The organism is Sporosarcina sp. JAI121 (assembly GCF_013408665.1).
GTDB lineage: Bacteria > Bacillota > Bacilli > Bacillales_A > Planococcaceae > Sporosarcina.
Window position 1 is genome coordinate 350,261 of record NZ_JACCCL010000001.1, and the last position, 12,414, is coordinate 362,674.

A 12,414-nucleotide genomic window follows, 5' to 3' on the forward strand; every position below is an offset into this window, starting at 1 on the left:
CATCAGCCATCCAAATCGCCGGATGGCTTCTTTTTTACCCTTCAAGGGAAAGCGGAGAATTTTAGTATCAAATACACAAAACCCGAAAATCTTTCCCCCACACCACGCATATACTACTAACCAGCAAACTAGCAGGCGGCCAACGACACCACTACACCACTACACCACCCAACCGAAGCCGCCACCAAAAGGGGGAATCACCAAATGGCACTCACCATCAACCCGCGCGTTAAGCAAATTGAACTATCCGGCATCCGCAAAATCGCCAACTTGCTAACAAACTACCCCGATGCCATCAACCTGACCATTGGACAACCCGACTTCCCGACACCCCAACGCATCAAAGAAGCCACCCACAAAGCGATCATTGCCAATAAAACCACCTACTCGCATAACGCCGGTTTGCTCGAACTCCGGCAAGCTGCATCCGACTTCTTCGCCAACAAATACAACTTCACCTACAACCCGCAAACTGAAATCATCGTCACAGCCGGCGCAAGCGAAGCGATGGACACCGTATTCCGCACGATTCTCGAAGAAGGGGACGAGGTCATCGTACCCGCCCCGATCTACACCGGCTACGAACCGCTCATCACACTGGCCGGCGGAAAACCCATTTATCTCGACACTACAAAAAACGGTTTCATCCCGGACCCAGCTCAACTCGAAAAACTGATCACTCCCAAAACAAAAGCAATCGTCTTCAACTATCCATCAAACCCGACCGGCGTCACCATTCCGCGCGCGACGATGGACGAACTCGCCGCAACACTCGCCAAACATGCCATCTTCATCGTCTCGGACGAAATCTACAGCGAAAACCATTTCGAAGGGGAACACCGCTCCTTCGCCCAATACCCCGAACTTCGGGAAAAACTATTCCTCGTCCACGGCCTGTCCAAATCTCACTCCATGACCGGCTGGCGCATCGGCTTCCTGCTAGCAGACGCAAAATGGGTGAAACAAGCCGTCAAAGTGCATGCCTACAACATTCTTTGCGCAACCGTCCCGTCCCAGCACGCCGCTGTCACCGCACTGACCAACTGTCAAAATACGCCTGCGGCAATGAACCCGGAATATATCCGAAGACGCGACTACATCCACACCCGACTCACCAATATGGGTCTCCCAACCGTCAAACCGAACGGCGCGTTTTACATCTTTCCTTCTATTAAAGAGTTCAACCTGACATCCGAACAATTCGCCCACACTTTGCTCGACGAAGCCCGAATCGCAGTCGTCCCGGGCACCGCCTTCACACCATACGGCGAAGGGCATATCCGAATCTCCTACGCATACGCCTTCGGCCAACTCGAAATCGCCATGGACCGCCTAGAAAACTGGGTAACCAACTGGCGCAGCAACGAACGTCACACCGTTCCAAATCCACCGCTACTATAATCAAAAAAACACACACAATAAAGGCCGAGTGCACCAACACTCGGCCTGAACTACCCAACACATCCACCAAAATCCCCACGATAACCTTCACTCCGCACTCCCTATAACGTTCTACCCACCAAACTAGTATAATCATAGAAAAGGAGGAATCCTCACTATGAAAAAATGGCTCACTACTGCAATTCTCTCAACAACTCTACTAATCACAGCGAACCCGACCGTACAAGCCGCATCATTTACGGACGTCCCGACAACTCACTGGGCCCATAAAGCCATCGACAACATCTCCAAACGCGGTCTCATAAACGGCTACTCCGACGGAACCTACCGTCTGAATGAACCCGTCACCCGTGCCCAAGCCGCAAAAGTCGTCGCACTGGCCATCAATGCCAAACCGACAGCTGCATTCAAGCCAAGTTTCCAAGACGTCAGCGCAGCACACGGCTCATACGATCACATCCGTGCACTGACCGAACGCGGCATCTTCGCCGACGGGGACAAGTTCCATCCGAACGAGCCGCTTACACGCGCACAAATGGCGAAAATACTCACACTCGGCTATAAAATCACCGTCGACGACAACGACCTTATAAAATTCCGGGACGTAGTGAAAATCAATCAGAGCCACGGCTACATCACAACACTTGCCGAACTGGGCATCACTACAACACTGCCAGGCGGCATGTACAAGCCTAACGACAACGTATCCCGCGCACACATGGCAGCGTTCATCGACCGGACAACGACGTTCGACCTTCAGCGCGAAAAAGGCGTCATCTACTATGACAAAGACCGCCGCATGTATATGGAAAATGCCAAGCCCGACCCAGTACCGCCAGTCGTCGACATCCACGATAACGCCCTAAAGACTATCGACTTGGTCAATAAACAGCGGAAGCAGCTCGGCACAAAAGAACTTATTCACGACACGGACCTCTCCGCAATCGCCAAAGCCAAAGCGGAAGACATGGCGAAAAATAACTACTTCGACCATAAGTCACCGACATACGGCACCGTCGATAAAATGCTGAACACATTCAAATACAAATGGACCGCATTCGGGGAAAACATCGCAAAAGGCTATATCGCACCAGAATCCGTCGTCAAAGAGTGGATGCTTTCACCGAACCACCGCGAAAACATTGCAAACAAAAACTTCACCCACATCGGCTCCGCCTACGCAACCGACGCCGATGGCAAAACATACTGGGTCCAACTGTTCGCCAAAAAATAAATCCAACCAAGAAAACCGTCCTCACCACCGGACGGTTTCTCCCTGCACAACCAAACAACGAATCTAGTAAACTGAAAATCACATCACTTCCAAACCCACCCAAAAATAAAATTGTCTCCACTACATTAAACTTGGGTATAGCTTATAATAGAAACATATACGCATATCGACGATAGGGGGACGCATCCATTGAAAAAACTCCAAACAGCATTCATCACATTCATAGCACTGTTCCTATTCGCACCATTCGCCCAAGCAGGCACCGTCGACGACGTCAAATTCTTCGTTGAAACCTACTACTACGGCGACATACCTAAAAACCTCCACACCATGAAAACAGTGGACGAAATCATCAACTCGCTCGACGAATACTCGCGTTACTTGTCCGCGGATGAATACCGCACATACATCGCAGCAGTCGCCGAAGACACGCAACAACCGACGACAAAGCTCGCAAACACGCCGAAAGCATCACTAATCCTGCACCCGATCACATCATCCATGCTTTACGGCAATATCGGTTACATAAAAATCGACACCTTCTCAGCGGACCTCGGCAAACAAGTCGAAACGCACTGGTCGAAACTGAAAAAAGCAGGCGCCACCGGACTCATCGTCGACCTTCGTTTCAACGGCGGCGGCTACGTCGACAGCGCCGAACAACTCCTAGGTTTTTACCAAGGAGTAACTGACGCATACTATCTCAAAACACGCGAAGGCAACAAAATGATCAAACCGGTTCCGACGAAAACAAAATTCCCGAAACAATCATACGTACTCGTCAACCGCTATTCCGCATCCGCGTCTGAAATCGTCGCGGCATCTCTCAAGGATCAACAAGCGGCTACGATAGTAGGGGAGACGACAAAAGGGAAGGGAACTGTCCAATCGTTCTTCGAATTCGATAACGGCGGGGCGCTCAAACTGACAATCGGGCAATTCACCGGACCAAAAGGAGCCGTCGTCCACAAAAAAGGCGTTGAACCGGCCATTAAAATGGAACCGAACAAAGAACTCGTCACCATCCATCAGCGGATCCTGAACGAAACACTCAGCAAAAAGCAATACAAGAAACTCAACACACTGCAAAACGTACCCACAAACAAAACGTTCGACGTCGAATTTACACAACCAATGAACTTTAAAGATGCACAGGCGTCCAATACAATAGAACTCGTAAAAGCAGGCGGCGTAGCCGTCCCTGTCACAGTGAAACAAAAAACGGACAATACACTTGAAGTCATTCCGAAAAAACAACTGCAACTCGGTGGCACGTACACACTCGTCATCAACCCTGGCATGAAAAACACGAACAGCCGCACAGTCAAACAAGGCACATTCGTCCCAATCACCGTCCAGACTGCAAAGTGACGACCAAGTACCCGTTGAACGACGCGGTCTAACCATGTAAAGTGGATGGCAAGCATCCAAATGTGCTATAATCAACAAATGTTTATAAGAGACGTGCGTAAAAACGCGCACCACCAAAAGCAATATCCGGAAGAGAGGATAATTACGATGAGTAAAAACAGCAACAAAAATATATGTGTCGTCGGACTCGGCTACATCGGCCTGCCGACAGCAGTCATGTTCGCAAACAGCGGCGTCCGCGTACATGGCGTCGACGTAAATGAAAAAGCAGTGAACCTGATCGCCAACAAACAACTTCATATAGAAGAGAACGGTCTCCAAGAGCGTCTCGAACAAGCAATCGACCAAGAATTATTCACCGTCTCCACACAACCGGTTGAAGCAGACGTATACATTGTCGCAGTCCCATCACCGATCAACCCGGACAACACGGCAAACTTGGAATACATCCGCAAAGCGACAGCTTCCATCGTCCCATACTTGAAAAAAGGGGCACTCGTCATTCTCGAATCAACTGTGCCACCAAAAACAGTGGAAAACGTCATGTTGCCGGAACTTCGCAAATCAAACCTGACACTAGGCGAAGACCTTTTCGTCTCACATTCACCTGAGCGCGTCATACCAGGCAAAATCTTCGAAGAACTCATCAACAACGATCGGATCGTCGGCGGCATCACGCCGGAATCCGCTGAAATGACGAAAGAGCTTTACAAAACTTTCGTCCAAGGGGAAATCCATCTGACAGACGCAACTACGGCGGAACTCGTCAAAGTAATGGAGAACACGTACCGCGACGTCAACATCGCTTTCGCCAATGAACTTGCGAAAATCGCGGAAACAATCGACGTCGACGTATGGGAAGCCATCCGCTTTGCGAACTTCCACCCGCGCGTCAACATCCATACACCTGGACCAGGCGTTGGCGGACACTGTATCGCAGTCGATCCGTGGTTCCTTGTTGAATTAAGCCCGGAAAACTCGGACATCATCAAGAAATCACGTCTGACAAATAACAGCATGCCGAAATTCACGGCGCAAAAAGCGCAAACACTGCTAGAAGAAAACGGTATACAAAACGGTAAAGTCGCTATACTTGGCCTTGCATTCAAAGCCGACGTCGACGACCTGCGGGAAAGCCCGTCTACAGAAGTCATCAAAGAACTGCAAAACTTGAACATCAAAGTAACATCATTTGATCCGCATATAAAAGAACTGCAGCATCCGACGCAAGTGGCATCACTCGGCGAAGCTGTACAAGATATCGATTTGATCATCCTGACAACCGATCATTCGGAATTCAAAACACTCAACCCGGAAATGCTCAACACCGGCGACACAAAACCGCTCGTCCTTGACACGAAAAACGCACTCAACCGGGACAAGTGGGAACAAGCCGGATTCCGGTTCTTTAAGCTCGGCGACGGCAAGAACAAAGGACTTTCTTCTATATGAAGGAAGAAATCCTAGGTGTCCAAGTCAATACCGAAAACTACGACCAATTGATTCCGATGCTCTTCCGCAACATCGACGACAAGAAGAAATCACTTGTCGTCGCCATCAACCCGGAAAAGCTGATGAAAGCGAAAGAAGACCCTGAACTCAAAGCGCTCCTGAACCGTGCGGAATTCCAAATTCCGGACGGCATCGGGGTCATCATCGCGTCTAAGCTGATAAAAGGGAACATCACATCCCGCGTCACAGGCGTCGACATGATGGACCGCATCGTCAGGGAAGCGGCACGAACTCAGAAATCTATCTTTCTATACGGTGCAAAACCGGGTGTCGCCGATAAGGCGGCAAAACAACTGATCGCAACATACCCGGATCTCATCGTAGCCGGAACACAAGACGGCTACGAACAAGACACTAGCAAAGTCATCGAAACGATCAATCAAGCACAACCCGAAATCCTGTTCGTCGCCATGGGCTCCCCGAAACAAGAGCAATGGATCGAACAGCATCGGGACAACCTATACCCGACACTATACCAAGGCGTCGGTGGTTCCTTCGATGTACTTGCAGGAAATGTCAAACGTGCTCCAGCCGCATTCCAGCGGTTCGGTGCGGAATGGCTATATCGTCTATTAAAAGAACCAAGCCGTCTAAAACGGCAAATGAATCTCCCGAAATTTTTATTTGAAGTTTTTACCCGCAAGTAATACTAGTAGACTTGTATTCCGATAAAAGTGGTGCTAGAATACGTAAGTGTAAGAATAATTTCCTCTATAACATATATTACAAGCATTACGTAAATCAAAATCGGTTGGTTGACCACAAAAAAGGCTTGAACAGTTCCCATCTGTTCAAGCCTTTTTTGTGCAATTTAATATGGAGGGCGCCCGTAACTGGTGAATGCCAAAAAATGAAATATTTGTGACACATCTTACCAAAAACCACCTCAAAATCCCTCGAAAACCCCTTTGAAACCTGAATAAACAGACTCCCGTCACACACTCGCGCATTTGATACTAATCTGTAATTAAAAACTAATAATAGTAAAATACTTGATATATATCAGATATGAGGTAGAATGATAGAAGTGGCTCAGGAGTCTATCATTTATTACAATAGTATTTACTATATTACTAACTTGTAATTGACTTTCTGTTCGCAACTATCTATAATTTTACCTGTAATGACTTCTATCTTTCATTTTGCCGTGGAAGTAGTTGACAAATTAATTTTTCTATCTAAGAGGAGGAAATTATTCAATGGCTAACCAACCATCTAAGTACAGCAAGTTTCTAGTAGGAGCTGCATCAGCTGCTCTAGTTGCATCCGCAGTAGCACCAGTCGCAAGCGCGGCAGATTTCAAAGATACGAAAGGTAACACGCACGAAGAAGCGATCAACGCTCTTTCCGATGCAGGCGTTATCTCTGGATACCCAGACGGGACTTTCCTACCAAACAAAACGTTGACTCGTTCTGACGTTGTAAAAATGATGGGTAAATGGCTTGTATCTGAAGGATATAAAATTCCTTCTGACTCAAAAACTAACCCACGTTTCAGCGACTTGACTACAAAATCTAACGGCGAACTTCTTGACTATGCAGCAGTTGTTTTTGACAACGGCGTATTCGTAGGAAGCAACGGTCGTCTACTAGCTAGCGATAACATTTCACGTGAAAACATGGCAGTCGTATTGGTTCGTGCGTTCGATCGCGTTAACGACATCGACCTTGCTACTTATGTAGCAGGCCAAGAGTTCAACAAAGATGTTAAAGACCTAGGTCTAGCAAAAGCTGAAGCACGTCCAGCAATCGACGTTCTTGATTTCTTCGATATCACAAACCCGAATGTTGCAAACTTCAATCCAAAAGGTTCTACAACTCGCGGACACTTTGCTACATTCCTAAACAATACACTTAACGCAGACTTCTCTAAAGTAACAGGCGCAGTATCTGCAGACGTTGCATCAGTTAAGGCTGTTAACGCTACAACTGTTGAAGTTGCTTTCAAGGATGCAGTTGAGAACCTTAACTCACTTAACTTCAAAATTGATGGATTGACTGTTTCTAACGCAGCAGTTAAACAATCTGATAACAAAACAGTAGTATTAACTACTGCAGTTCAAAAAGGCGGGGAGAAATACACTGTAACATTGAATGAAAAAGCAATTGGTTCATTCAACGGTATTTCTACTGTAATTCCGACTTCAATCAAGTTGAACACTACTTCAATACAAGGTAAAGTTGGTCAGCAAGTCATTCTTTCTGCATACGTTGGCACTAAAGAAGCTGGTGTTCCAGTAACTTTCAACGTAGATAATACAAACGATCTTGGAAAAGATTATGTAGCAGAAGCATTCACAAACGCTGAAGGGATTGCTACTTACAGCTATACTCAATACGTTGCTGGAGCATATGATTCAGTTGCTGTTTATCCTACAGGCGCACCTGCTACTCGTGACGTAGCTCAAGTTGTATGGGGTGTAGATACAATCCTTGCAATCACTGCAGTAGATGAGAAAGTAGGAAATTCTTTATCTAACGGAGATAGCAAGCTTTATAAAGTAACATACAATAATCCTGAAACTGGAAAACCTGTAGCAGGACAAAAAGTTGATTTGTCATTCCTAGAAAATATCAATGTAAGCCCAGATCAGTTAACAACTGCAAAAATTAATGGTGTTAACCCAACTCAATTAAGCAATGGAACAACTCCTGTAACTGTTGAAGTTATTACTAACTCTAAGGGTGAAGCTACTTTCTCAGTTTCAGGTACTAATGCTTCTGCAACTCCAGTAGCATTTATTGAAAATCTTGCAACTTCTAATAATGTATTAGATCAAAAAGAACTAAGAACTACTGCTGAAAAAGTTGTATTTACTTCTGAACAAGCAAACCATGAAATCAAAATTTCATCTAAGACTGGTCAAGAAGCTGCAACTGGATCAACAAATGGTCGTACATTCCAAATTGAAGTTAAAGACAAGGCAGGAAAAGCTACAGCTGGTCAAACAGTCAATGTTGCATTCCAAGAGAATCTTGACCGTGTAATTAGTACAGAAACAGCAGCAGACTTTAAAGTAGATCCTACTAAAGGTGTTACTGGAACTACAAAACAAATTGCTGTACGTGTAGATAAAGATGGTAAAGGTGAATTTACTATCTATAGCGATAAAGTTAACGATTATGCAACTCCAGTAGCATGGATTGATATTAATGATTCAACTTCTCTTGAAGGAAACCTTGATGAAGGCGAAGCAACGGTTCTTGCTGAGAAAACTTACTTTGCTAATGCAAAAATTGTTAATGGTAAACTAGCTGTTGAAAACTCAGCGAATGTAGTAAAAGAAACATTTGTAGGTACAGACAAAGCGTCATTTGTTTTCTCTGCTGCTAACCAATCAGGTAAAGCTGTTTCAGGTCAACCATTATCAGTATCTTATACAGTTAAGAATACTGGAGCAAATGATGTAACTGTACAAGTTTTCGGGAAAACTGATGTAGTAGTAGCTCCAGGGAAAACTGCTACTGTTGATCGTGAAACTCTTACAGGAGTAAATAAAATTGAAGTTTACTCAGCAGGCAATAAATCAACTTCAGTTTCAGTAACTGCTAACGGAACTACAAATGATACAAATAGAGTATTCTTAGGTCAACATACTGCAACTGCAACATTTACTTCTACAACACAAGTTGCAGATACATTTACTGGTGCTATCGTTGCAATTGATACAGAAGAAAAAGAAGTAACTTTCGATGGAAAAGATGCAGTAAGTTATAAAGGTGCTTCATTCAAGAACTCTACTGGAAACGTAATTGATGTAGATACATTTGAAGCTTCAGTTCTTGAAGGGGTAACTGCAACTTACGTTAAGGATACTGCTGGTAAAGTTTCATTTGAAATTATTACTGACGGTCAAGGTAATGTTCCAGATTTAAATAATAATGTAACTCTTGCGGAATTAAACTTAGCTAAAGCTGATACAGCTGTTTCTTCAGCTGCTGGTGTTGTAACTGCAACTCCAACTGCTACTGGTGTAGAATTAACTGCTCAAGGAGTAGGAACTGCTACAGTAACAGTAACTGATACAGGAGCAGTAGCAGGACCTGCTGATGATAAAGTAGCAACAATTGCCGTAACTGTAACAGCAAATGCAACAACTGGTGAATTAAGTATCTCTAAAACTACAACTCCTTATGCAGCGGATGTAACTGCACCAACTGCAACTATCGTTAGTGCTGCATACAATGGAGTAACAGATACACTAGTATTAACAGGAACTAACTTCACAACTGCAGCTGCTTCTGGAGATATCAAAGCACTGCTTGATTGGAGCAAGATTGTTTGGGACATTAACGGTGACGATGCAGTTACTCCTAACGTAGCATTTACATTAGCCGAAATTGCATCTGCAACAGTAACTAATGACACAACATTGACAATCGTACTTGATTCAGCAAAAGCAATTACTTTAGAAGGTAATGCTGCATATAATCTAGTTGGACCTAGTGCGGCAGATACTTTAGATGTAGCAGCAGGATTCATTAAAGATGCTGCTGGTAACGTATCTACTACAGATGCAAAAGCAAATGCTGTAATTACAATCACTCCTTAATAAAAATAAACGAAACGTTACTCTATAAACTGACTTATTCAGTGAAATGAGTGGAAATGAATGCTCCATGTATTACCTTTTGGTAGTACATGGGGTTTCTTTCTAACTGCTACTTCCAATTGGTGGGTGAAATTCCTGCCCTTGTAAACAGTCAATGTACAAGTACCTAATCCTCCTGCATCAAGTGATGTGCTGAATTACACAAAAGGGATGAAGTCAGGTGAAGTCGTACCCGGTGGTCCCGGGGCGGGGTTCTTTAAAAGATTTCTATGGTTAGGCAGACGAATCCATGTAGGCAGGGTAAGCTAGTGTACGGTGCGAAATTAAGCTAGGAGTTCACTGTACATCCCTATAGTCGAAATACTATAGTGGCGATTGACGAATTGACTGTTAAACCGGTCGTTCTTACACCTGGATAGTGGGAACCTAAGGAAATCAAAAAGAGGGATGGAAGTTGCGGAACGTTTGAAGTCTTGTTAGAAGAGGTGTGTCAGCACCAGTGAGACTAGCAAGATGGCAGCAGGTTCATAGTAGTGTTGATCGCTAGCCGTTTGGACTTGTATGGTAACATACGAGAAGGATAAAACTAGCAGGAGCGAAGGAACCTAGTCAGTGGTAGTTATTCTATGATATGCTTATTTCCCCAGAATTAAGCTATCTAATTAAATAGGACCAATCATGAATCTATGATTGGTCCCTATTTTTAGATATTATATAGGTATATTGATTCGCGTCAATTTGCTCATATAATGGAATAATACACCGTTGATGGCACGCCGTATGCGGTGAAAGCCGCTTGTACGGTGTAGGCCCTAATCGAAAGCTACAGAGATGTAGTATAAGAAGGGAATAGCCCACAGGTAATTGCAGCAACAACTGCGGTAAACAAAGCTGTAGGAAGTAAAACAATGGTTGATGTTGTGGAGGCGCAACGTCTAGTTACTGCACTTCCTAATGGCACTGGAAAAACAGCGTTGCAAAACAGATTGAACGGTATGGATGAAGTAAGTGTTCTTGATGAACATCAACTAGATTTGGCACTTACTACTACACAGGCAACAACTGTCGTTTTAGCAGGTCCAATTGCTACTACAGGAGCATATTATGGAATTTCTAAAGCGGGCGTAACAATTGACGGAAACAGTCAAACTATAACTGGTAGTCTTCGTATTGTTGCAAATAACGTAACACTTAAAGACATGACAGTAGACAGTGGACTTGCCCTAAATGCTACATGGGCTTCTAAACATGCAGTGCAAGTCTACAATGCAACAGGTGTAGTCCTGAATGGTGTAACACTTCAAAATGCAAACGTTGGACTATATGTAAATAGTGCAGCCGTAACTGTAAATAAAGTTAATACAACAGGTAATGGATTTGGTGGTATCGGTGTAGGTAAGAGTGCTAATGTGGAAGCTACAATCGTTCCGTCATTAACAGTTACAGGAGCAAATACTCACAATGATGCTTCTGAAATGCCACATATATATGCGGATGTAGCAAATTCAAGTTGGGTTACAAGTAACTACACAGTGATTCAAGCAGGAAATGTATGGAGTGGCACAACTATTGTTAAAGCTGGTCAAACTTGGTATAAGAAAAACTAATCTAATTTCGGGTACCAGCGTTCTAACGCAATACAGACAACTCACTACTATTCGGTTTGTGGAGACTATATAAGTAAGTATATGAATTTGAGGAAAATCCTCTTGAGTCTTTAGAGACTTGAGGGGGTTTTCCTTTTGCTCGTTTCCTTCACCATTCGTAACGACACTATGTCCACTCGTTTAGCAGGCACTCGGTTCTCACTCAACTCCATTACACTTAACAACTTCAATTGCTTAATTTCCGATTCATACTTCTTCATATATTTTCCCCTCCAATTAGAATAAGCCTTCACTCCCAAGAGGAATGAAGGCTCAATGATTGATCGGCTTTCAACAGGCAATAGTAGAGACATAGATTCAAGTATATAAAGGGGGATTTTTCCGTTTCTACTTCTCTTATATTTTCCATTCCGGTTTCCCTCATTAAATTTTAATTGGACATGAAGTCTCCAACTAGTATTTTTTGAGATTAGTAATACAGACATCTAATAATCACTTTTAATAAACAAGCTGGTGTCTATATCAAACAAGTGCCGGCTTATTTATTTTTTTGGAATCCATTCATGAGTAGAAGAGAGTATAAATACAAAAATGTTTCGATTTTTTACGACAAGATAAGTTACAAAGTACTATCGATTTATGAATTATAAAGCATTAATATGACCTAATAGGTAAAAAGTTGTATTTAAATGTCGAAATAATATGATAACAATATAACTCAATCCATTGTATATTT

8 protein-coding genes are annotated in these 12,414 nt (G+C 43.9%); 7 read left to right on the forward strand and 1 reads right to left on the reverse strand.

Going from position 1 to position 12,414, the window contains the following annotated elements; genetic code table 11:
• Nucleotides 1-204: 204 nt before the first annotated feature.
• The 7 genes from HDC33_RS01730 to HDC33_RS01760 all read left to right on the forward strand — a co-directional run bounded on the left by HDC33_RS01730 (nucleotide 205) and on the right by HDC33_RS01760 (nucleotide 11,678).
• Nucleotides 205-1,401 (forward strand): aminotransferase class I/II-fold pyridoxal phosphate-dependent enzyme, encoded by a 1,197-nt coding sequence (locus HDC33_RS01730; RefSeq protein ID WP_179390810.1) that lies wholly within the window; start codon nucleotides 205-207, stop codon nucleotides 1,399-1,401.
• 157 nt (nucleotides 1,402-1,558) lie between these two features.
• Nucleotides 1,559-2,635: a CAP and S-layer homology domain-containing protein gene (locus tag HDC33_RS01735; protein ID WP_179390811.1), complete on the forward strand. Its 1,077-nt coding sequence runs from the start codon at nucleotides 1,559-1,561 to the stop codon at nucleotides 2,633-2,635.
• Nucleotides 2,636-2,824: 189 nt separating this feature from the next.
• The gene (locus HDC33_RS01740) at nucleotides 2,825-4,006 is read left to right on the forward strand and encodes a S41 family peptidase (protein WP_179390812.1); all 1,182 of its coding nucleotides are present in this window, start codon (nucleotides 2,825-2,827) and stop codon (nucleotides 4,004-4,006) included.
• 147 nt (nucleotides 4,007-4,153) lie between these two features.
• Entirely contained in the window at nucleotides 4,154-5,458 is a 1,305-nt protein-coding gene (locus HDC33_RS01745) for a nucleotide sugar dehydrogenase (protein ID WP_179390813.1), read from the forward strand.
• Entirely contained in the window at nucleotides 5,455-6,165 is a 711-nt protein-coding gene (locus HDC33_RS01750; RefSeq protein ID WP_179390814.1) for a WecB/TagA/CpsF family glycosyltransferase, read from the forward strand. Before HDC33_RS01745 ends, HDC33_RS01750 begins: the two co-directional genes overlap by 4 nt.
• A 552-nt stretch (nucleotides 6,166-6,717) precedes the next feature.
• Entirely contained in the window at nucleotides 6,718-10,071 is a 3,354-nt protein-coding gene (locus HDC33_RS01755) for an S-layer homology domain-containing protein (RefSeq protein ID WP_179390815.1), read from the forward strand.
• 908 nt (nucleotides 10,072-10,979) lie between these two features.
• Nucleotides 10,980-11,678 (forward strand): right-handed parallel beta-helix repeat-containing protein, encoded by a 699-nt coding sequence (locus tag HDC33_RS01760; protein ID WP_179390816.1) that lies wholly within the window; start codon nucleotides 10,980-10,982, stop codon nucleotides 11,676-11,678.
• 110 nt (nucleotides 11,679-11,788) lie between these two features.
• On the opposite strand, the gene HDC33_RS01765 is transcribed toward HDC33_RS01760, so the two are convergent.
• Nucleotides 11,789-11,938: a hypothetical protein gene (locus HDC33_RS01765; protein ID WP_179390817.1), complete on the reverse strand. Its 150-nt coding sequence runs from the start codon at nucleotides 11,936-11,938 to the stop codon at nucleotides 11,789-11,791.
• Between the last annotated feature and the right edge of the window lie 476 nt (nucleotides 11,939-12,414).

Excerpts from the sequence above, each read along its gene's own strand:
- HDC33_RS01750 (WP_179390814.1), top strand. The coding sequence starts at position 5,455 with ATGAAGGAAGAAATCCTAGGTGTCCAAGTCAATACCGAAAACTACGAC.
- HDC33_RS01765 (WP_179390817.1), bottom strand. The coding sequence starts at position 11,938 with ATGAAGAAGTATGAATCGGAAATTAAGCAATTGAAGTTGTTAAGTGTA.
- HDC33_RS01730 (WP_179390810.1), top strand. The coding sequence starts at position 205 with ATGGCACTCACCATCAACCCGCGCGTTAAGCAAATTGAACTATCCGGC.
- HDC33_RS01760 (WP_179390816.1), top strand. The coding sequence starts at position 10,980 with ATGGTTGATGTTGTGGAGGCGCAACGTCTAGTTACTGCACTTCCTAAT.
- HDC33_RS01745 (WP_179390813.1), top strand. The coding sequence starts at position 4,154 with ATGAGTAAAAACAGCAACAAAAATATATGTGTCGTCGGACTCGGCTAC.
- HDC33_RS01755 (WP_179390815.1), top strand. The coding sequence starts at position 6,718 with ATGGCTAACCAACCATCTAAGTACAGCAAGTTTCTAGTAGGAGCTGCA.
- HDC33_RS01735 (WP_179390811.1), top strand. The coding sequence starts at position 1,559 with ATGAAAAAATGGCTCACTACTGCAATTCTCTCAACAACTCTACTAATC.